The following is an 18,459-nucleotide window of genomic DNA, read 5'->3' on the forward strand; positions in this document are numbered from 1 at the left end:
TCGTTCGTACCCGGAACCGGCGGTGCTCCCTCCGGGTCGCCGTATACCCATCCATGGGGGCTAGACCGAAACATCCCTGTTTCGCACTCCCCTCCGTGAGCACCGCCGGCCCCGTGTACTTGCATCGTCGCTCTATTCGCCAACGATCAGTTATGTAGGGTGGGCACCGCCCACCAAATGTGAGACTTGGTCACCCAACCCAGCCAAAACACAGACCTGGCCCAAACCATCGCAATCAGTTATAGACTGTTCCGACTCAACAATGGACCATAGATTACGACCTTTCTCTATCCATGACAATACCAATATAATACCTTTATCGAGAATCCATTGAGACTAAGGATCGAATCATGAGATTAACCGCAGAGGTGTCGGTCACTCGAGGCGACCGGGAATACGAGGCGACGTTGACGATTGCACCGACTGAAACGGGCGATTTCAAGGCGTCTGAGGTGTGTATGAGTCTGGTGCATCCCATGGATCCGGAGTCAGTGAGTGGAGCCCGTTTGGTGGAACGGAAGGGGGATTGGCATCGGTTGGCGCTGGCGGTTCCGTGGTCGGGTGATGCGCCGCTGGTGCTGGGTTTTCGTGGGGCCGGTCGGTTGCCGAAGGTGACGGATCAGCCTTATGGGGTGTATCTGGTGACACCGGACGGCTGCGTCGAGGTGGATGTCGCCGGGTCGGCGCGGCGTGAGGTGTGCCAGGGGGCGCCGGTGAGCGGTGATGGTTTGGCCTTTGTACCCCGGCCGCAGCGTGTTGAGGTGGATGGAGCGCCGCTGGGGTGCCCGGCGGCGCTGCATTTCAGCGGCGATGCGTGGAATACCGATTGGTTGCTACGTTTGTGGGAGCGGTTCGATGAGGTGGAAGCACCCCGGCTGGATGAGGCGGGGTTGGCGGTTCGTGAGGAGCGGGCGCCGGCGTTGTCGAGCGCTTTCGAGTTGTCGGTTCGGGGTGATGGCATTTTCTTGCAGCATCGGGACCGGGCCGGGTTTCAGGCCGGTCAGGCGTATCTGATGCAGTATCTGTTGCAGTGGCCATTGGCGGGGTCGTTGCCGGCCTGCGAGCTTGCCGGGGAGCCCCGGTTCGGTTATCGCGGTGTGCATCTGGATGTGGTGCGGCATTTTTTCGATGCCGGAACGATCCGGGGGTGGCTGGACGTTCTGGCGTTATTTCAGTTCAACCGGTTCCATTGGCATCTGACCGATGACGACGGTTGGAGGGTGGAGAGCCGGGTCTATCCGCAGATCAATGAAACGGCGAACTGGCGTGGCCATGGTCTGGCTTTGCCGCCGCAGATGGGGACGGGTCCATCGGCCTATGGTGGCTTCTATACCGTGGCGGACGTGCGCGATACGGTCGAGCGCGCCCGGTCGCTCGGCATCGAGATCGTCCCGGAGATGGACGTGCCCGGCCATGCGCGGGCCCTGCTCAAGGCCCTGCCCGAGCTGGTCGAGGCGGATGACCGGTCCGAGTACCGCAGCGTTCAGCATCACAACGACAACGTCCTGAATCCGGCCATGGAAGCCACCCATACCGTCATCAACACCCTGCTCGATGAGTGGTGTGAGCTGTTTCCCGGTCCACTCTTTCATCTGGGGTCCGATGAGGTGCCCGAGGGTGCCTGGCTCGAATCCCCCACCGCCAAGGCGTGGGCCGATCGCAGCGGAGAGAGCCCCGCCAATTTGCACGGTGCCTTCATGGCCGACCTGGAAAAAGCCGTTCAGGCCCACGGCAAAACGCCGGCCGGGTGGGAGGAGATTCGCACCGGCGAACGCGTATCGCCGGCCACCTGGGTCTTCTCCTGGCAAGGTGTCGAGGCCGGACAGGCCGCCGCCGAGGCAGGCCACCCCGTGGTCATGACCCCCGCCCAACATTGTTATTTCGACCTCGCCGTCACAGAAGACGCCGATGATCCCGGCTATTATTGGGCCGGCACGGTCGACCTGTCCGACGTCTGGCACTACAACCCGCTCGAGGGGCTCTCAGACGAAGCCCAGGGCCGCATTCAAGGGGTTCAGGCCTGCCTGTGGACCGAGATTGTGACCACACCGGGCGAGGCGGAATTCATGTGGTTTCCCCGGTTGCTGGGGCTGGCTGAGGTGGCTTGGGGGAGTAACCGGGATGGCGGCTACGTCGAATTCGAGCACCGGGCAGGTCAGTGGATGTCGATTTTGGCGCATCTGGGTATCCAAGGGCGCGCCCGTAGCATGGGTTGGTAACTTTGTAGGTTGGATTAGGACCGAAGGGCCGTAATCCAATATTTGAATGTGCCGCAAAATGGGCTCTCTGGCTGGGTTGGGTGTTGGATTACGCCTGACGGCTAATCCAACCTACGCGAAGAGTAATCCAACATCGAACCGGGGCAAGGAACCGATTCCGGGCACAATCCGACCGACGGACTGGTGGGCGGTGCCCACCCTACGGACTCGAACCAAGTGACGCTCCATTCGACACGGCTACGACAAAAACCACTCATTTGGTATTGCCTGGTCTTTAAATTGGTATTATATTGGTCATGCCCTTTTCGAAAAAACAACAAAAGAGGTTCGTATGGAACTCATTAAAAAGACCCTGGTGATGGCCACGGCCGCCGCCACCCTGGCCACCAGCAACCTGGCTTTCGCGGAAGACACCGTCGTACAGCTCTACACCTGGCGTGAACAGGACCAGGCCCTGTTCGACTACATCAACGAAAAGCGCCTCATTCCCGGCGTCCAGGTCAACCTCAACGTCTACACCGAGGACATGGAATCCAAACTGCGCATCGACATGCAGACCAACCGGCCCGACCTGTACCACGCCAAGGCCGGTTCCGCCTGGATCCAGCCCTGGATTGACGCCGGCGTCGCCGCCCCGGTATCCGACCTCGGCGTCAGCCTCGACGCTTTCGGCGAAGCCGCCCTCGCCGGCGCCCGAGCCACCAACGGCGACATCTACGGCGTGCCCTTCGTCATGCAGATGGAATCCATCCTCTACAACAAGGCCGTGCTGAAAGAAGAACCGTCCAGCCTTGAAGAACTGGAAGCCACCTTCGCCGACCTGAAAGCCGACGGCATCGTCCCGCTGCACGTCGACGGCCGCGACGGCTGGTACCTCAACCAGGTCCTGCACGAAACCATCCTCGCCGGCATGACCGGAGACGAATGGGCCCAGGGCGTGGTCGAAGGCACCACCTGCTTCACCGACGACACCTACGTCAGCGCCATGGAACGCTTCAAATCCTGGCAGGACCAGGGCTACATGAACCCGAACCCGCTGGCCGACGACTACGGCGCCATGCGCACCGGCGTCGCCCTCGGCACCTCTGCCATGATGATCGACGGCATTTGGTCCGCCACCCCGGCGTCCCCGATGTACCAGATCGACCCCGACCTCGAACTCGGCTTCATGGCCATCCCGGGCGAGGCCAGCAAAGTCTACGGCTTCACCGACGCCCACCTGGCCTACAACCCGAACTCCGACGACATCGACGCCGTCAAAAAGGTGATGGACTTCTACACCTCACCGCAGTTCACCCAACTGTTCGCCGACCTCGTCGAAGCCGTCCCGGCCTCCAACCACCCGGTCGACGTCACCAACGAACGCGTAAGAATGGCCGCCGAGATGATCTCGAACAACTCACTGGCCGCCCAGCCCTTCTTCCACGACGCCCTGATCAGCGTCGACCCGGGCTACCGTCCGCTGGTCTCCGAAGGCATGCAGGAACTGCTCGCCGGCAAGATCGCCCCGCGTGAACTGGCCGAGAAGATCCAATCCGGGCTGAACCAGGCCGGTTACGTTGGCGCAGACAACTGCGCGTTGTAAGACCTACCGTTACTACCCTACGGACAGAGGTGCTCTACGGAGCCCCTGTCCGGAACAGCCGGACTGCCTATACTGACAACTCACGTTTCGGAGTCCACTGAAGGCTAGCGCCGGCTGCCGGGTAGACCTATCCGGGGATGTCGGCCGCCCGGATGGCGGCCGTCAAGCCCCCATGGATGGGTTCACGGCGACCCCGGATAGGTCTACCCGGCAGCCGGTGCGGGTTCTGGCACCCACCAACCAGACCCGAAGTCGCCATCTCAGCCCCGACATCCCAGCAAGTGTGACTATCATGACCAAACAAGCTGCATCCGATTCACTGGCACCCCCGAGGCACGATTCCATGCCCTCAGACACCCGGTCACCCCGTTCCAAGATGAGCTATCGCGCCCTGGAACGCATCCAGCGGACCCTGCTGCTAACCCCGGGCGTGCTGCTGTACGGCATCTTCAACTTCCTGCCATTGCTCGCGCTGATACCGCTCAGCCTGGTCAAATGGCCCGGCATCGGCCCCAAGGAATTCGTCGGCCTCGACAACTTCGCCAAAGTGCTGACCCAACCCTACTACCGGGATCAGATGCTCAACGCCCTGTTCCAGAACGTCATCTTCTTTGTCGTCATCATCGGCAGTTTCCTGATCATCGGCACCGCACTGGCGTTACTGCTCAGCTTCCGTACCTGGGGGCGCAAGTCCTACCAGGTGCTCTTCTTTCTGCCCTACCCCATGGCCGGCGCGGCCGTGGCTTACCTGCTCGACCTGTTCGTCCACCCGCGCGGCCCGTTCAACGCCGTCATGGTGGAACTGGGCCTGGTCGACACGCCGATTCCGTTTCTCGGCTCCGAGGACACCGCCCTGGTCACTATGGCCCTGTTCTACGCCTGGCACCGCATGGGCTTCGCCATCATGCTGATCCTCTCCGGCATTCTGGCCGTGCGCACCGACCTGCTGGAAGCCTCCCAGCTCGACGGCGCCTCACGCTGGCAATCAATCAGGAACGTCGTCCTCCCGGTACTGGGACCGGCCTTCGTACTGATCACCGTCATCGTCATGGTCGACGTCTTCAACAACGCCGACTACATCCTGCTGATCATGGGCCCCGAAGCCGGCCCGCTACGTTCAACCGACATCATGGGCACCTTCCTGTTCCGGACCGCCTTCGGTGGCAGCGCCGACACGACGGACACCAACTTCGGCATGGCCGCGGCCATCGGGCTGCTGACCGCGCTGATGATTCTGCCCGCCGCCATATTCCTGGCCCTGCGCAACCTGAGAAACACCTGAGGACGGCTCCATGGACAAGATATTCAAACTCAACAAACGGGAACAGCTGGTCGTCCAGTTCATCATGCTGGCCTGGGTCGCCGTAGTGCTGATCCCCTTCGGCGCGGCCATCATCAATGCCCTGAAGCCGAACGTCGGCCAGGTCTTCCGTGAACCCTTCGGTCTGCCCGACCCCTGGACCTGGTCCAACTTCGCCAAGGCCTGGGTGAACGCCAACTTCTCCCAATATTTCCTGAACTCGACCATCATCGCCGTCAGTTGCGTGATCATCGTCGTCTTCTGCGCCAGCACCACCGCCTTCGTCCTCGCGCGGATGCCGTTTCGCGGCAGCACGGCCGTGTTCATCTGCTTCCTGATCGGGGTCATCATCCCGATTCGGCTGGCCTTGGCGCCGCTGTTCGACATCGTGCGTACCCTGGGGCTGCTGGATTCCCTATTCGGCGTGATCCTGGTGCAGAGCGCCAGTATGATGCCGGTCTCGGTCTTCATCCTGGTCAGTTTCATGAAAAACATATCGGTGGAGCTTGAGGAAGCCGCCAAAATGGACGGCGCCCTGCCGTTCACCGTCTTCTGGCGCATCATCTTCCCGTTGATGCGACCGGCCATCGCCACCATCGCCCTGCTGACCTTTGTGCAGGCCTGGAACGAATACTTTCTGCCGCTGATTTTCCTGCAATCCGAGTCGAACTACCCACTGACGCTCGGCCTGCAGCGGTTCAACCAGCAGTTCGCCATTCAGTGGCACATGATGTTCGCCGGCATTCTGATCATGATGGGGCCGACCATCATCGCCTTCATGCTGGCCTCGAAGCAGTTCATCTCCGGCCTGACGCAAGGGGGCGTGAAGGAGTAGGCTTCCTAGCCTCGTAGGGTGGGCACTGCCCACCAGGGAAGAATAACCCACCACAGACACGCCCATTGCCATCGAGCCCAGGTGGCAATGGGCGTGTTGGTGGATTAATTAAACGCGATGGTGGGCCGTGCCCACCCTACTTCCTGTTAAGATTCGTGACTTACGGCTGCCGTTCGATGCTGTCCCCCGACCCCGTCTCCCCTCTATAATGACGCTTTTGTGACCAACCCACACAGGAACGTCGTTTGATCCGTCGCGCTTTCTCGTTCGCAGGCCGTTTCTGGCTGCTCAACACCGTTATCGCCGCCATCCTCATCGCCTTCAATCTGTGGGCCTACGATTGGACCACGAGCCTGCTGGCCAATGTCTATGTGCCGCTCGCGGTGATCGGCCAGGCGTTCGCGTTGACGCTGCTGATGGCCATCGCCCTGTTGCCGTTTCTGCTGCTGCCGGGGCGACTGCGGTTGGGGGTCTATGCGTTGGTCGGCGGTCTGTTTCAGTTTCTGCTGGTGCTCGACGGCCAGATTTTCACCATCTACCGATTCCACATCGATGCCTTCTTCATCAAGATGTTTTTCACCGATTTCGCCGGCCTCGGCATTGGCTGGCTGACAGTGGCCGGCGGTGTACTGGCACTGGTGGTGGTTATCGGGTTGATGTACGGGGGCGCACTCTGGGCGGGGAGGAAGCATCGGTCATTGAAGGCCTGGCCGGTCATGACCCTGCTCTTTCTGATGACGCTGGGCGGCCAGACCATTCACGCCTGGGGCTACGCGCACAATATGCGGCCGATCGTCTCCCTGACCTATGTCATTCCCTGGTACATGCCTCTGGTCGCCGACGAAGACATGGAGAAATGGGGCCTGATCAATGAGAATCTGATCGAGGAAAACGAACGCATCGAAGTCTCCGAAGCCTCGACGTTCAACTATCCGCTGTCTCCGCTTCAATGCGAACCCGACACCTCGGCTCGGCCGAAGAACCTGATCTTCGTCGGCCTGGAAAGTTGGCGTTTCGACCGGATGACCCCGGAAATCTCACCCAATATTCACGCCATCGGCGAAGACGCCCTGGTCTTCAACGATCATCTGGCGGGCGGTACGGTCACCACCACCGGCTTGTTCAGCCTGATGTTCGGCACCTCCCACCTGTACTGGGACGGAGCACTGGGTTCGGGAACCCGCCCGGCCCTGATCGACGCCCTGCTCGATCGGGATTACGACATCCGCGTACTGGCCAATCAGGACATCCGCGCCAACAAACTGTACGAGGTATTCTTCCGCGGTATCGAACCCATCCAGGCCTGGGGGGAGGGCCGCATTCCGACCGGCGACGCCGCTCTGATCGACAAGTTACTGACCAGCGTCGACGCCGAGCCCGAGCAGCCGTTTTTCAGTTTCATGTTCTTCAATTCGACCCACTTTTCCTACTGGACCCCCGAGGGATACGACAAACCCTTCCTGCCGGCCAAGAAGTTGTCGATGTCCAAGGCCGACGCCGACACCGACCCGGTGCCGCACCTGAACCAGTACAACAACTCGATTCACTTTGTGGATTCCCTGATCGGCAGAATGAAGAACGAACTGCAAGCGCGCGGTTTGTGGGAGGACACGATCGTCGTGATCACCGGTGACCACGGCGAGGAATTCAACGATCAGGGCGAGAATTACTGGGGACACGGAAGTAATTTTTCCCGCTACCAGCTCGGCGTGCCACTGGTCATTCACTGGCCCGGGCGAACCGGTGAATACGATCATCGCACCACCCACGAAGACATCACCCCGACCCTGCTGACCGAAGCCTTCGGCTGCGCCAACCCGATCAGCGATCTGGGTACGGGCGAGTCATTGTTCGACGATAGCCCACGAACGCTCATCGCCGAGAGCTATGTCAACAAGGCGTTCATCCGGGGAACCACGGTGAATGAAATGTATCCGGGGTTCGTGAAGACCTACAGTCTGGATGATATTAACGATGAGGCGACAACACCGAGCGGTATTCTCAGGGATGTGCAAAAAGTACAGAGCCGGTTTCGCTGAGCCGGATTTTGGTTGGTACCGTAGGGCAGAAGAGGTGGAGCCGACATCTGCCATTGATGAGGCATCGGGACGTTTGTCATGGTGGGCTTCGCCCACTCGGCAGATGTCGCCAGGGGCTCTTCTGCCCTACAGGTCTACCGCCAAAGGTGCAGTGTAACCGCCGGGGAGTCCGGCCGGCACCGGCTCAGCCCCCACAACCTTGCGGTAAAAGTCGACCGGTCCGGCATCGCCGATGAAACCGTAGACATACCCCATGCCCTTCAAGCGCCACAAGGCTTCGATTAATAAAGCCTTGCCTAGCCCCATTCCGCGCGCCTGTTCACTGACGCCGGTCGGTCCGAAAAAACCGGGAAAGGTGACATCCCAACAGGCGAAGCCCAACAGCTCGGTACCCCGACGCGCGATCAGAACCCTGGCGGGATGCTGGCCGAGGCCGCAGGCGACTTCGCTGGCCCAGCCGTCCTCGAACGTTGAACGCACCCACTCGATAATGACATCCCGATCCCAGGGCTTGGCGGTTTCAATGGTACAGTCAGCAGGTAGGCCCGGTACGACCGGCAGGGTTTGCAGGGAAACGATCAGGTCGGACATGGTTGCTCTCCAGGGTGTGACGCTCATGAAAAGGCCGGATACAGACCCGACAGATTAGCAAGGCGACACCCCGGTTTGAAAATAAAGACCAACCCGTTATCGAATCAACGCAGGGAACGAACCGACTGCCGCTCGACCAGGGTTGGTTCAAAGACGGCTTCCTCAGTCTGCTGTTTTTCGTACACCGCCGTCATGACCATACGGGCGGACGCCTGGGCCATCTCGTACATGGGAAAGTTCATGGTGGTGAGCTTGGGCTGCACGTACCGCGCCGTCAGGACGTTGTCGAATCCCATCACGGACAATTGCTCGGGCAGTTTAATCCCGGCGTCGTCGGCCGCTTCCAGCACACCGAACGCGAGTTCGTCGTTACAGGCCAAAACGGCGGTACAGCCGGTGTCACGTTCCATCAGGGTATGAAAGGCTTCGATGCCACCTTCCAGTTCGAAATAACTGTTCACGATCCACTCGTCCCGAACCTCGATGCCCGCCTCCGCCATGGCGCGCTGATACCCCTGTAAACGTTCCTGGGCGTCCTGTTTCCACATCTGCCCGGTGATACAGGCGATGCGTTCGTGACCCTGATCGATGAGATAACGCGTGGCCCGGTAGCCGCCCAATTCGTTATCGAGCCAGATGGTCCGGTCGTGCAACCCCTGGATATGATGGTTGATCAGGAACAGAGGGACCCGTTCGTTCAGGGCGAGCAAGTAGTCGTCATCGAGGCGTTCGACCAACAGAATCAGGCCGTCGACCTGACGGTTGATCAGAAATTCGATGGCCTCGCGCTCGGTGTGTTCCTCACCGTGACCGGCGGCGATGATGAGATGTTTGTGCGCCTTGCGCATGACCTCTTCGACACCGGCCATCATCGGCCCGTAGAAGGGCCCCTGCAGTTCCGACACCACCATGCCGATGGAGTTGGTTCGATTCGAGGCCAACGACTGGGCGGCGGCTTTGGGGTGATAGCCCAGCGTTTTCATGGCATCCATGACGCGACGCTTGGTCGCTTCGGTCACCCGATCACTGCCATTCATGACTCGGGACACCGTGGCCTGGGAGACACCGGCCAATTCGGAGACTTCTTTGATCGTGGGCATGGAGTTTCCTACCGTGATAACTCCCCTGCTTTTACCATGCTCATTCAAACAGTCAAGCGCCGCCGACTCGGGCGGTGCCGCTCGCGGGCCTCTGGCAGTGCCCATCAGGGTGCCGGGTGACCGGCCACGGTTTCCGCGGCCGACGACCGGGTCGCGCAGCCACGACCCGATACCGCATCGACATCGCATTGGTAAACCCGAACGTAATCGATACTCAGTGTCTGCGGAAAAGCACCGGCGTCGATGCCAGTGTCGTTGACATTACCCGCCCAGTTGCCGCCGACGGCCAGATTCAGGATCAGGTGAAAATCCCGATTGAACGGCGCATCACCCGAACCCGTGACCAGGGAACCGTCCTGCTCGTACTGGCTGTACCAGCCCTGTTGATTCTGGGTGGCGAAATGAGTCCCGTCGACGTACCAGCGAATTTCGCCACGTTCCCATTCCAGCGCGTAGTGATGAAAATCGTCCGCCGGGTTGTCGGCCTCGCCAAGATCGTAAGCGGCGCCGGAATAGACATTGTTGGGCCAGGCCTGTCCGTAGTGCAGGGTGCCGTGTACCCGGCTTTCCAGGTCACCCGCCTGGGCACTCTCGGCATCGCTCTGCGTCTTCAGGTTGACGGCTTCCATGATGTCGATCTCGCCCGAAGCGGCCCAGCCGCCATAGACCCAATCGGTCGGTAACATCCAGATCGCCGGCCAGGTGCCCTGCCCTTCCGGTAAGCGGGCGCGGATTTCGAACCGACCGTAGGTCCAATCGCCCTTGTGGAGGGTTCGAAGCCGGGCCGAGGTATAAGGCAGCGTTCGAGTCACCGACGGGTCGTAATTGTCCGAATCTTCGGTGTCCGCCGGACCGGTGAACTCCTCCTTTCGCGCCCGGATGTGCAGCGCCCCTTCGTCGACAAAGGCATTCTCGGTACGGTCGGTGTAACACTGTTGTTCGTTGTTGCCCCCGCCCCAACAGTTTTGCTCGAAACTCCACTTGGCCGGGTCGATGCTGTGGCCGTCGAATTCATCGGACCAGACCAGCCGCCAGTTCTTGTCGACCGGGTGGTGTTGGGAGGTTTTGTTGTCGGTTTGGGTATCGGTTTGATCGTTGGTATCGTCCTGGTTGTTCTCCGGCTCTGAAACCTGGCAGCCGGTTGCGAGCAGCAGTGTTGTTGCCAGGGTGATGTAGAAATGGAATGAAGTCATAGAGTAGCCATATTGTTGTTTTTCGCCTGGCCATTGGTCGTAGGGTAGAAGTGGTCCGACACCTCGGGGCCCAAGCCGATGTCTGCCGTATGGGAGCAGACCAAACCTTTGGATAATCCGGTACCACCAGGGTCTCCCACGGCAGATGTCGCCTAAGGCTCTTCTGCCCTACGATGGGCTGGTGGTAGCACAAACGAGTAGGGCAGAAGAGCGACAGCGTTATCTGCCGTTAATACGGTGGCTATGGGCAAGCCACTGGCCAGGTATCCTCCCCCCGGCAGATAACGCCTACGGCTCTTCTGCCCTACGTTTTTTACGCGTAACGCGTTGCATATTCGCGCGTATCACTCGAACAAGTGGCAGCGCACGTAATGGTTGCCTTCCAGTTTTCTCGCCGGCGGCATGGTATCCCGACAGGCGGGTAACGCATGCGGACAACGTTCGGCGAACGGACACCCCTGGCTGTCCGGCTGCCACATCGGAATATCCCCCTTGTGCTGATAACCGCTCAGATCGTGTGACTTGTGTTCGCCGGGTTCCGGCACGGCGGCGATCAGCAGTTGGGTGTAGGGATGCTGCGGGTTCTGGGTCACCGCATCGCTGTCGCCCCACTCCACCATGTGGCCGACGTACATCACGGCCGTCCGCTCGGCGAAGTACCGGGCTGTGGCGATGTCGTGCGTGATGTACAAAAAGGCAATGCCGTGTTGTTCTTTCAGGTCCAGCATCAGGTTCAGGATGCCGAGCCGAATCGACACATCGAGCATCGAAATGGGTTCGTCGGCCAGTATAACATCCGGCTCCACCGCCAACGCGCGCGCGATGGCCACGCGCTGGCGCTGTCCACCACTGAGTTCGTGCGGAAACTTGTCCGCTGTCTCGTGGGCGGGAGTCAAACCAACGGTTTCCAGCAGTTCCAGAACACGTTCGCGCAACGCCTGTTTGTTGCGGCTGCGACCGTGCAGCTGCAACGGCCGTGCGACCTGGTAAAACACCCGGTGCACCGGGTTCAGACTGCCGAACGGATCCTGAAAGATCATCTGGACGTTGCGGGCGAATTCACGCTGACCCTCGCGCTTGACAAAGTCGCGGATCGGCTCGCCCTTGTACCGCACCTCGCTGCCGGTGCTGTTGTAAATCTGCGACAGGATGCGCGCGCTGGTGCTCTTGCCGCTGCCGGATTCGCCGACGATGGCCAGCGCCTCACCGGGATACAGATCGAAGGAGACCTCGTTCAGGGCTCGCATCCAGGTCGCCCGGGTCATGCTGCGGCTGACGACGAAGTCCTTGGTCAGGTTGTCGACGGTAACGATCGCGTCTTTCTGTTCGGTCATAATTCAAGCCTCGCGCGTCAGTTCGTGACAGGCCGCCCAATGGTTCGGGGCAACCGGTATCAATTCCGGATCCTGCTGGCGGCACAGTGGGAAGCAGCGCTGGCAGCGCGCCTGGAAGTAGCACCCTTCCGGCGCCTCGAGCAGATTCAACGGATTGCCCGGAATGCCCTGCAGACGATCCTTGGGTCCGTGGATGGTCGGGAAGGAATTGATCAACCCCTGGGTGTACGGATGCTTGGGGTGATAGAAGACATCCTTGGACGGCCCCAGCTCCACCAGCTTGCCCGCATACATGATGCCGATGCGATCGGCGATCTCGCCCATCAGGCTGAGATCGTGACTGATGAACAGAATCGAGAATCCGAACCGGTCTTTGAGCTGATACAGTTCGTCCATGATTTCCCGCTCGACAACCACATCGAGCGCCGTGGTCGGTTCGTCCATGATGATCAGCTTGGGTTCCAGAGCCAGTGCGATGGCGATGACGACACGCTGGCGCATGCCGCCGCTCAACTGGTGCGGAAAACTCGACATCCGGGATGGGTGAATACCGACCGTTTTCAACAGCGATTCACCGCGCGCCCAGGCGTCGTCCATGCTGATTTTACGGTGCGCCAGCAGGACGTCGATCAACTGCTCGCCGATGGTGATGACCGGGTTCAACGAGTTCATGGCGCTTTGAAACACCAGGCTCACCTCGTTCCAGCGGAACTGGCGCAACGCCTTTTTGGGCATCGACAACACATCCTGGCCCTGATACAGAATCTCACCTTCGGAAATCAGCGCAGGAGCCTTGTGCAAACGGGCGATGGAAAATGCCAGTGTCGATTTACCACAACCGGATTCACCGGCCAGGCCCAGGGTTTCGCCGGGGCGAATATCCAGACTGACGTTGTTGACAGCCCGAACCATGCCATTGGGGGACACATAGTCCACACACAGGTTACGTAGATCCAGCAGGGGTTCGACGGTTTCGGTCTTGGGTTGTGCGGTCACAGGCCACCTCCGGATTGACGACGGGCTTCGATGGCCTTGTTCAGTTTGCGCCACCGTTTCAGGTGCGGCCCGGTTTTCAGTTTGGGGTTGCTGATCTGGTCGATGGACATGTTGATCAGCGCCATGGCGCCACCGACGATGGCGATGGTGACCGCCGGCACGATCATCTCCCACCAGCCACCGGTGTAGAGTGCCGCCGAGGACTGCGCCCAGTACAACATGGTGCCCCAGGTCACGACGGTCGGATCGCCGAGACCGAGGAATTCGAGTCCCGCTTCGTTGATCAGGGCGTACATCATGACACCGACGAAACTGCCCGCGACGATCGCCGTGAGATTGGGCAGAATCTCGATCAACAGAATGCGCAGCTTACTCTCGCCCATGCACTCGGCCGCCAGCACGAATTCCTTCTGTCGAATGGCCATGGTCTGTGAGCGGATCACGCGTGCCCCCCAGGGCCAACTCGTAATCCCGATCAACAGAGCGATGACGGTGGGACCCACCTGACCCAGAAAGGCCGCCAGGACAATCAACAACGGCAACTGCGGAAAGACCAGGACAACGTTCATGGCGAAATTCAGCCATTGGTCGACCCGGCCGCCGTAATACCCGGCGGCGATGCCCACCAGAATGGAAATCACGGTAGCGATGGAGCCGGCGATAAAGGCGACCGCCAGGGACGTGCGACCGCCGTGCAACAATTGACTGTAGACATCGCGGCCCTGACGCGTGGTCCCCAATACATGCTCGGCATTGGGCTCGACATGCGGGCGCGCAACACGTTTGTTGGGTTCGAACTCGGTCAGCCAGGGCGCGGTCAGACAAGCGACCACGACCACCGCCATGATGCCGCCACCAATGGCCCCGGTTGGATTGCCCTGAAAGAAGGACAGAAAACGAGCCAGGCGTCGACCGACTCGACTGAACGACAGACGTCTCAGGGGTGACGTTTTGGCCGATAAGGATATCTGTGACATGGGACCACCTTTCACGATTTACGCAGCCTGGGATCGAGCCAGAGGTACGTCAGGTCTGCGATGAAATTACCAATCAGGACGAACACGACGATGAGCAACAACAAGGCCTGGACCAGTGGATAGTCGCGCGCGTTGATGGCCTTGAGCAGAGTGTTGCCCACGCCTGGATAGTTGAAGACGATTTCGATGAAGATCTGTCCGGCCACCGCGAAGCCCAGACCCATGGCGACCGACGTCACGACAGGCAATACGGCGTTTCGGGAGGCGTAGCGCAGCATGATGCGCGCCGGGCTCAAGCCCTTCGCTTCGGCCATGGTGATGATGTCTTCACCCAGCACATTGATCATGGCGTTGCGCATCGTCATCACCCACTGGGCCAGACTCACCATGATGATGACAATCAGCGGCAGCACGGCGTGATGGGCAATGCTTTTGATATAGGGCCAGGTCCAGCCCGGTTCCAATGACTGATCGGCCGCATAACTGAGCGGAAACCACTCCAGTTTGAGCCCGAAGAAATAGAACAGCAGCAAAGCGGTGACCACAGCCGGCATGGAGGACACAACGGCCGCGATGGGCGGAAACAGGGACGCGAACCAGGTACCGCGACGATACGCCGCGATGGTGCCGATCACCAGGCCCAGCCCGATGGCGGTGACAACCCCGAGACCGACCAGAAACAGGGTCCATGGAAAGGTGAATCCGAGCACGGTCGTCACATCGGTCGGGTACATCAGAATAGAGGGACCGAGGTCACCGGTGAAGACACTCTTGACGTATTTGAAGTACTGCTCGATCAAAGTGCCTTCCGAAAATCCGTACATGGCGCGTACCGCATCCATCTGCGATGGATCCATACGGCCGGCCGCACCGGCGAAGAGCGCGTCTACGGGGTCACCCGGCATCAGACGCGGTAAGAGAAAATTGAACGAGATCGCGATCAGGAACGCCACGAAATAAAACATGAGGCGACTGGAAATGTAACGCATCGGAGTGGCCTATCGTAAACAGGGAGAGTCAGGCGGGAGGGCCGCCGGAGCGGCCCTCGTTCAACCTTACTTCTGATACAGGTTGTTGAAGATCAGGGTTTTCTTGCCCACGGTGTAGAACACCGGGTGTACATAGGGATCTTCCTCACTCGGCCAGCCTTCGATACGGCTGGTGCTGTACTGAAACCAGGTAGCATTCGAGAACAAGGGAATGAAGGGCAGATTCTCAGCGGTGAACGTCTGCAGTTCCTCCAGAGTTTCCTGCTTCGCCTGTTCGCTGGTCAGGGAACCGAAATCGTCGATCAGATTGTCGACGCGCTCCGAATGCACCCCATGACCGGCATGCCAGATCTGGCCGATGCGGCTGGTGTGATAGTACTCCTTGAACGTCTGGATCGGATGGGTCGACAACAGAGACCAGTTGATGGCCGCATCGTAATCGCCTTCTTTGAGCGATGTATCGTAGACACCCCATTCAACAGCATTGACGTTGGCCTGAACGCCGATCTCGCCCAGGTACTCGGTTACCATCTGAACGGACTGGACCCAATCGGTCCACCCGTTGACCACACGAATGTCGAAGGACAGTTCGGAGCCGTCCGGCATATCGCGGAAGCCATCGCCATCGGCGTCCACGTAACCGGCTTCGTCCAACAGTGCCCGGGCCTTGTCCGGGTTGTATTGCCCCAGCCAGCCGTATTCTTCTTCGACGTCTTCGCTCATGTAGGCCGAGAAGTAATCACCGATGCCACCCGGGAAGTCGTTGACCGTCGGGTAACCGTAGGCGGCGAGGTCGACAATGGCTTCACGATCCAGCGCCACGGACATGGCCTGGCGGAATTTCAGGTTGTCGAACGGCGCGCGCTTGGTGTTCAGGTAAATGTGAATGGCGTCGTTCGCCGGGTACCAATAGTGGTGGTTGTCCGGATCGGCGGCGACATAGGTTTTGTCGATGTCGGCGATGAAGTTGGAACCCCAATCGATCTCGTCGCGCATCAGCGCCGGCTGGATCTGGGAATTGTCATTGAACGCGCGATACGTCAGGCAGTCCAGATAGGGCCGGTTTTCCAGGTAGTAGTTCGGGTTGCGGCACAGTTCCATTTGCTGGGCGCGCACATAGTTCACTTCGGTCACCGGACCGGAACCGATGGCGTCGGGGTTGGTGAAGGTCGCCGGATCGTCGGCCTTTTCCCAGACGTGTTTGGGGACCGGCATGTAGCTGTTCAAATCCCAATGGATGGTGGTGTCGGCCTGTTTCAGGTCGAACCGGATCTGCCGATCATTGACCTTGACGACGTCCGTGACCCGGCCACTGGAAAGTACGCCGGCCACGTCGTAGACCGCGACCTCTTCGGCCAGTTCAAAGGTGTAGATCACGTCGTCGGCGGTCAGGGGCTTGCCGTCGGACCACTTCAAACCATCACGCAAGGTGTAGGTAATGCTGGTGGCGTCGTCCGAGTATTCATAGCCTTCGGCCAGCCGATAGTGAGTGGTGTCCTGCATGGCGTTGATGAACGCCAACGGTTCGAACACCAGCCCTCCGACCGTGTTGGTCGGATCGACATAGGGGTTGAAGGTCTTGGTGAAGGCCGTGGTGATGATGGGCACGGTCAACGAGCCACCTTGTTGCGGTTCGGCGTGTGCCAGTGTCGCGGTCGAGGCGATGGCGACGCCCAGGGCCAAAGAAGTCAGAGTCTTCATGCGATTGCTCCGTATTGTTGTTGTCGGGCTGTTTTCAGGTCTTCTGTGTTGCGGTTGCGAATGTGCCGAAAGGTCCCGTCCGGGCCTTCCCGCTGTTAAAAACATCAATCGGGTTTCGACGCGGCTCGGCGCGCCATCAAATCCCTGAATGCCAGTGCACTGTCTTTCAGTGTCCGTTGCTGGGTCGGATAGTCGACGTGGACCAGGCCAAAGCGTTTGTCGTAACCGAATGCCCACTCGAAGTTGTCCATCAAACTCCAGGCGAAATAACCGCGCACATCGACGCCCTGTTCGATGGCATCGTGCACGGCATTGAGATGGCTGTTGTAGTAGCGGCACCGCTGCTCGTCGTGCACACGGCCGTTCTCGACCCTGTCGTTACCGGCCATGCCGTTTTCGGTGATGATCAGTGGAGGCAGTGAGTAAGTGCGGTCCAGATCGACCAGCAGTTCGGTCAGCCCCCGGGGATAGACTTCCCACCCCATATCGGTGACTTCGACCCCCTCCGGATCGTGATTGTGGATGCCGGTAGCCGGGTCGTAGGAGACGACGCCGCGGGTGTAGTAGTTGATGCCGATGAAATCGACCGGGCGGGAGATCTGCTCCAGATCGCCGGGCATCATGATCGGGGTCTGTTCGGGATAGAAGCGCTCGAACAGCGCCGGATATCGTCCTTCCAGCACGGGTTCGAGGAACCAGTGCGTCAGCGCGGCTTCACTGAGTCGGGCGGCGACCCGATCGTCGTAGCGTTCGGTTTTCGGCGTGCTGGGCGCCATGTTCAACACCAGGCCGGCATCCGCCTCGGGGGCGTTGGTGCGCAACACATCCATACCCAGGCCATGAGCCAGCAGCAAATGATGTCCGGCCTGGCGGCCGAGCCGGGGGTCGTTCAGGCCCGGCGCGTGAACGCCGATGTCATGCCCCAGAATGGCGCTGACCCAGGGTTCGTTCAGCGTCGCATAGGAGGCCACCCGGTCACCCAGCGCACGGGAAACCAGATCCGCGTAATCCCGGAATCGGTAGGCGGTGTCCCGATTGACCCAGCCACCCCGGTCCTGAAGATGCTGCGGCAAGTCCCAGTGATAGAGCGTCACATACGGCTGGATGCCCCGCTCGATGAGGCGGTCCAGCAGGCGCTTGTAGAAATCCAGCCCCTTCGGGTTGGGCTGACCGCTTTCGGTCATCACACGGGGCCAGGCGATGGACAGGCGGTACGCATCCACGCCCAGCCCTTCGACCATTTCCAGATCGTCGGCCCAGCGATGGTAGTGATCGCAGGCCACCGCACCGGTATCACCGTTGTTAACGCGTCCCGGTTCGGCACAGAAGGTGTCCCAGATGCTGGGCAGCCGACCATCGGCCTCGGTCGCTCCTTCCACCTGGAAGGCGGCGGTGGCGACACCGAAGGTGAACTCCGGTTTCAGCAGGCGGGAGTGCGCGGGCAGATCCAATGAATGCATAGACGGGCGTATCCTCTGAGTCAGCGCTTGAAACACGATGAAAGCGCTTACATCACTCTGTTTTAAAGGGCGCTTACATCAGTCATTGGCATTGTCATGTAAGCGCTTTCACGAAACGATAACCCAAGGGTTCTTTTGCC

At 59.9% G+C, this 18,459-nt stretch carries 14 protein-coding genes; 5 read left to right on the plus strand and 9 right to left on the minus strand.

The window, feature by feature from the left end:
• Positions 1-350 precede the first annotated feature (350 nt).
• The 5 genes from IE111_RS12030 (at position 351) to IE111_RS12050 (ending at position 7,978) form a co-directional block, all read left to right on the plus strand.
• On the plus strand, positions 351-2,219 hold the full coding sequence (locus IE111_RS12030; RefSeq protein ID WP_189608919.1) for a beta-N-acetylhexosaminidase: 1,869 nt from the start codon (positions 351-353) through the stop codon (positions 2,217-2,219).
• Between the two features lie 331 nt (positions 2,220-2,550).
• Positions 2,551-3,804, plus strand: a complete 1,254-nt coding sequence (locus IE111_RS12035; protein WP_189608921.1) for an ABC transporter substrate-binding protein — start codon at positions 2,551-2,553, stop codon at positions 3,802-3,804.
• Positions 3,805-4,096: 292 nt separating this feature from the next.
• The gene (locus IE111_RS12040) at positions 4,097-5,086 is read left to right on the plus strand and encodes a carbohydrate ABC transporter permease (protein WP_229805336.1); all 990 of its coding nucleotides are present in this window, start codon (positions 4,097-4,099) and stop codon (positions 5,084-5,086) included.
• 10 nt (positions 5,087-5,096) lie between these two features.
• On the plus strand, positions 5,097-5,939 hold the full coding sequence (locus IE111_RS12045) for a carbohydrate ABC transporter permease (RefSeq protein WP_189608923.1): 843 nt from the start codon (positions 5,097-5,099) through the stop codon (positions 5,937-5,939).
• A 245-nt stretch (positions 5,940-6,184) separates the two neighbouring features.
• Positions 6,185-7,978: a sulfatase-like hydrolase/transferase gene (locus IE111_RS12050; RefSeq protein ID WP_189608926.1), complete on the plus strand. Its 1,794-nt coding sequence runs from the start codon at positions 6,185-6,187 to the stop codon at positions 7,976-7,978.
• Positions 7,979-8,104: 126 nt separating this feature from the next.
• Here IE111_RS12050 and IE111_RS12055 read toward each other — a convergent pair whose 3' ends face one another.
• From IE111_RS12055 to IE111_RS12095, 9 genes are all read right to left on the minus strand, one after another.
• Positions 8,105-8,569, minus strand: a complete 465-nt coding sequence (locus tag IE111_RS12055) for a GNAT family N-acetyltransferase (protein WP_189608928.1) — start codon at positions 8,567-8,569, stop codon at positions 8,105-8,107.
• 104 nt (positions 8,570-8,673) lie between these two features.
• Positions 8,674-9,669, minus strand: a complete 996-nt coding sequence (locus IE111_RS12060; RefSeq protein ID WP_189608929.1) for a LacI family DNA-binding transcriptional regulator — start codon at positions 9,667-9,669, stop codon at positions 8,674-8,676.
• Positions 9,670-9,773: 104 nt separating this feature from the next.
• A complete protein-coding gene (locus IE111_RS12065) occupies positions 9,774-10,862 on the minus strand; it encodes a glycoside hydrolase family 16 protein (protein ID WP_189608931.1) in 1,089 nt (362 codons plus the stop codon).
• 344 nt (positions 10,863-11,206) lie between these two features.
• Positions 11,207-12,196 (minus strand): ABC transporter ATP-binding protein, encoded by a 990-nt coding sequence (locus IE111_RS12070; RefSeq protein WP_189608933.1) that lies wholly within the window; start codon positions 12,194-12,196, stop codon positions 11,207-11,209.
• 3 nt (positions 12,197-12,199) lie between these two features.
• Positions 12,200-13,192 (minus strand): ABC transporter ATP-binding protein, encoded by a 993-nt coding sequence (locus IE111_RS12075; protein ID WP_229805337.1) that lies wholly within the window; start codon positions 13,190-13,192, stop codon positions 12,200-12,202.
• Positions 13,189-14,169: an ABC transporter permease gene (locus tag IE111_RS12080; RefSeq protein ID WP_189608935.1), complete on the minus strand. Its 981-nt coding sequence runs from the start codon at positions 14,167-14,169 to the stop codon at positions 13,189-13,191. Before IE111_RS12080 ends, IE111_RS12075 begins: the two co-directional genes overlap by 4 nt.
• An 11-nt stretch (positions 14,170-14,180) precedes the next feature.
• Positions 14,181-15,158 (minus strand): ABC transporter permease, encoded by a 978-nt coding sequence (locus IE111_RS12085; protein ID WP_189608938.1) that lies wholly within the window; start codon positions 15,156-15,158, stop codon positions 14,181-14,183.
• 66 nt (positions 15,159-15,224) lie between these two features.
• Positions 15,225-16,859 carry an ABC transporter substrate-binding protein gene (locus IE111_RS12090; protein ID WP_189608939.1) on the minus strand — a complete coding sequence of 545 codons (1,635 nt, stop codon included), beginning with the start codon at positions 16,857-16,859 and terminating at the stop codon, positions 15,225-15,227.
• A gap of 104 nt (positions 16,860-16,963) precedes the next feature.
• On the minus strand, positions 16,964-18,319 hold the full coding sequence (locus IE111_RS12095) for a GH1 family beta-glucosidase (RefSeq protein ID WP_189608941.1): 1,356 nt from the start codon (positions 18,317-18,319) through the stop codon (positions 16,964-16,966).
• Between the last annotated feature and the right edge of the window lie 140 nt (positions 18,320-18,459).

Source organism: Saccharospirillum salsuginis (genome assembly GCF_014651855.1).
GTDB lineage: Bacteria > Pseudomonadota > Gammaproteobacteria > Pseudomonadales > Natronospirillaceae > Saccharospirillum > Saccharospirillum salsuginis.

Bases quoted from the DNA above. Each gene is read 5' to 3' on its own strand.
- IE111_RS12030 (WP_189608919.1), top strand. From the start codon at position 351: ATGAGATTAACCGCAGAGGTGTCGGTCACTCGAGGCGACCGGGAATAC.
- IE111_RS12035 (WP_189608921.1), top strand. From the start codon at position 2,551: ATGGAACTCATTAAAAAGACCCTGGTGATGGCCACGGCCGCCGCCACC.
- IE111_RS12040 (WP_229805336.1), top strand. From the start codon at position 4,097: ATGACCAAACAAGCTGCATCCGATTCACTGGCACCCCCGAGGCACGAT.
- IE111_RS12045 (WP_189608923.1), top strand. From the start codon at position 5,097: ATGGACAAGATATTCAAACTCAACAAACGGGAACAGCTGGTCGTCCAG.
- IE111_RS12055 (WP_189608928.1), bottom strand. From the start codon at position 8,569: ATGTCCGACCTGATCGTTTCCCTGCAAACCCTGCCGGTCGTACCGGGC.
- IE111_RS12060 (WP_189608929.1), bottom strand. From the start codon at position 9,669: ATGCCCACGATCAAAGAAGTCTCCGAATTGGCCGGTGTCTCCCAGGCC.
- IE111_RS12065 (WP_189608931.1), bottom strand. From the start codon at position 10,862: ATGACTTCATTCCATTTCTACATCACCCTGGCAACAACACTGCTGCTC.
- IE111_RS12070 (WP_189608933.1), bottom strand. From the start codon at position 12,196: ATGACCGAACAGAAAGACGCGATCGTTACCGTCGACAACCTGACCAAG.
- IE111_RS12080 (WP_189608935.1), bottom strand. From the start codon at position 14,169: ATGTCACAGATATCCTTATCGGCCAAAACGTCACCCCTGAGACGTCTG.
- IE111_RS12085 (WP_189608938.1), bottom strand. From the start codon at position 15,158: ATGCGTTACATTTCCAGTCGCCTCATGTTTTATTTCGTGGCGTTCCTG.
- IE111_RS12090 (WP_189608939.1), bottom strand. From the start codon at position 16,859: ATGAAGACTCTGACTTCTTTGGCCCTGGGCGTCGCCATCGCCTCGACC.
- IE111_RS12095 (WP_189608941.1), bottom strand. From the start codon at position 18,319: ATGCATTCATTGGATCTGCCCGCGCACTCCCGCCTGCTGAAACCGGAG.